Annotated in this window: 3 protein-coding genes; 1 reads left to right on the top strand and 2 read right to left on the bottom strand. The window is 60.3% G+C overall.

The annotated features are described in order from the left end of the window. The first annotated feature begins 189 nt into the window (after positions 1–189). Complete coding sequence (locus tag L0H65_RS19450) at positions 190–1,107, top strand: hypothetical protein (protein WP_301460834.1); 918 nt, start codon at positions 190–192, stop codon at positions 1,105–1,107. On the opposite strand, the gene L0H65_RS19445 is transcribed toward L0H65_RS19450, so the two are convergent. Together L0H65_RS19445 and L0H65_RS19440 are read right to left on the bottom strand one after the other, a co-directional pair. Then, positions 1,028–1,471 (bottom strand): c-type cytochrome, encoded by a 444-nt coding sequence (locus L0H65_RS19445; RefSeq protein ID WP_301460833.1) that lies wholly within the window; start codon positions 1,469–1,471, stop codon positions 1,028–1,030. The two genes, L0H65_RS19450 and L0H65_RS19445, sit on opposite strands and share 80 nt — an antisense overlap. Positions 1,472–1,520: 49 nt before the next feature. Continuing rightward, positions 1,521–1,746: cytochrome c (locus tag L0H65_RS19440; protein ID WP_367652020.1), on the bottom strand; the 226-nt coding region annotated here is incomplete at its 5' end.

Here is a 1,746-nt window from a genome sequence, read left to right as displayed (position 1 = left end):
TCGCGGCACCAGCGGTGCCTTCGCAAGGGCACCGACAAAGCCGGCGGCCCTTCCTCGAAACCGACCATAAAGCGTGTCTGGACGGCGAATGAGCCGCATGACCCCCATATTTTGTCCACTCCCGCAATGCAGACCCCCTATTAATGGGATGGTTGAAATCGCGTAGCAGGAAAGGCAGGAATTTCTGCGTTGCAAGGCGAAGACAGAGGTGGCGCGCATGACTTGAGGCAAGGCCAGCCCCCACCTTCAGCAGGCACCGTTTTGCAGGACGGGCTGGTACAATCGGCGAATTTCGGGGCAGTGCTGGGCGTGGATTCAGTCGGGCATTGCCTTGCACTGGCGACCATCTTCTTCACCGGGGCGCTTTCAGTTGGGCGTGGTCTTGCCACGGCTGTTTTCGTGATATCGAGCCTATGCTCTATCCTGGCCCTATATGCCTTCAGCCAGTTTCGTCCGGTTCTGGGGATTGCACAAGATACCAGTGTGGCAATTCTTGCGCCTGCGGTCAGCATTGCGGCACTTGGGGCTGCGGGCCCACCGCAGGTGCAAGTCGCCACGGCTTTTGCCGCCATCGGGGTTGCGGCTGTCCTGTCAGGCATTGCCTTTTGGCTGGCGGGAAGGTTGAGGCTAGGGCGGCTGTTGCGCATGTTTCCCTACCCGGTTGCAGCGGGCTTTCTGGCCAGTTCAGGGTTTTTGCTGGTTTACTCCGCTTTCGTCATTCTGACGGGTGCGCGCAGCTATGGTGCTATGGCATTGGCATTGGCCGAACCTGAGGTCGGCTTTTGCGTGCTTGCCGCCCTCGCTATGGCGGCAGCGCTTTTGATCGGGATGCGCATGCGCAATGGAACCCTTTTGGTCGTTGCGATCGTGCTCCTGTTCCTTGCGGGCTTTTATGGTTTTACCCGACTTGTTGGCATCGACCATGATCGCGCTGTTGCACTTGGGCTGTTGTCACACACGGGGTCGGAAGGCGGGTTGAAACCGGGGCTATCCGGCCTCGCCAGTCTGAGAGTGGTTCGCCAGGGGGTCACCGATCGTCTGCCAGGCTTCGTTCGGCCTGAACCGCGCGTTCACGTTCAGGCCAGCGCGACTCGATGTAGGCAATGATGTCTTCAATTTCCTGCTGGTGTAGGACATCACCGAACGCCAACATGCCACTGTCAAAATCCACGCCCATCTGCACCAGCGCCGCCTTTCCGCCGAGGGTGATACAGGCGATCAGGGCGGCGTCGGAATGATGCCAAATATGCCCGCTGCCATCATGAGCCGGCGCAGGATAGCGTCCGTTCTCGTCGGCGCTTTGCCGGTCGGATTGACCTTCCAGATTTTTCCCGTGACAGGAAGCGCAGTTCTTATCGTAAAGAACATGGCCGCGCGACACGGCGGCATCGCCCGGCGCAAGCAAATAGACGGCGGCCGCGACGGTTCCGACAACGGCCGCCGTCCCGAGACTGAGAATGCCCGACCTCATGTCCGCTTTCCGGGTGCAGCTTCACGAATAGGGCGCACACGCCACGGCATCAGTTGATCCCGTTGGCGCGCTGTAGCGCGCGCACATAGGCAACAATCGCACCGAGTTCTGCATCCGTCAGTGGTTGTTCGACAGGGGGCATGTTGCCGAATTTCCAGTGATGCGCCCGCACGCCGTTGCGTGCCGCCAAAAAGAAAGCCGCGTCGCCGTGATGTGATGGCTCATAAATGCGGTGGACGAGCGGTGGCGCGATGCCGTCCTGCCCGGCCGCATTT

Origin of the sequence: Pseudorhodobacter sp., from assembly GCF_030452865.1 — a bacterium.
In the GTDB taxonomy this organism is placed as follows: Bacteria; Pseudomonadota; Alphaproteobacteria; order Rhodobacterales; family Rhodobacteraceae; genus Pseudorhodobacter.
The sequence above is the reverse complement of the archived record's forward strand: the minus strand, read 5'-3'. Positions and strand labels throughout refer to the sequence as shown.